The sequence below is a fragment of the Salmonella sp. SAL4457 genome, assembly GCF_046548235.1.
GTDB lineage: Bacteria > Pseudomonadota > Gammaproteobacteria > Enterobacterales > Enterobacteriaceae > Salmonella > Salmonella enterica.
On sequence record NZ_JBGDZO010000385.1, the window covers coordinates 1 to 277 of the forward strand.

The following is a 277-nucleotide window of genomic DNA, read 5'->3' on the forward strand; positions in this document are numbered from 1 at the left end:
GCCCTGGTAGGCGCTGGCGACGATATTGTCGTAGTCGTTGTCGAACGGCACGAGCAGCTTGGCGTCCTGGTCGATCACCGCGCACTGGCCGTTGAGGCATAGCGGGATGCTCAGTGCAGCCATGCTCGGTGCGGCCGGTTGCGGCGCGACTGCCGCAGGCTTCGGCGCATCGTCGCCCTGGTTGCAGGCGCTGAGGAGCAAGGTGGAAACGGAGACGGCGAGGGTGTTGCGGCCGATACGCGACAGTCTTTGCATGCGGATATGTTCTCGTATGATC

At 63.9% G+C, this 277-nt stretch carries 1 protein-coding gene; it reads right to left on the bottom strand.

Annotated features, from left to right (window positions below; translation table 11 throughout):
• The coding region (locus ACLJNW_RS24745; RefSeq protein ID WP_410961294.1) for a hypothetical protein at window positions 1-255 on the bottom strand (255 nt) is incomplete at its 3' end.
• Window positions 256-277: the final 22 nt, after the last annotated feature.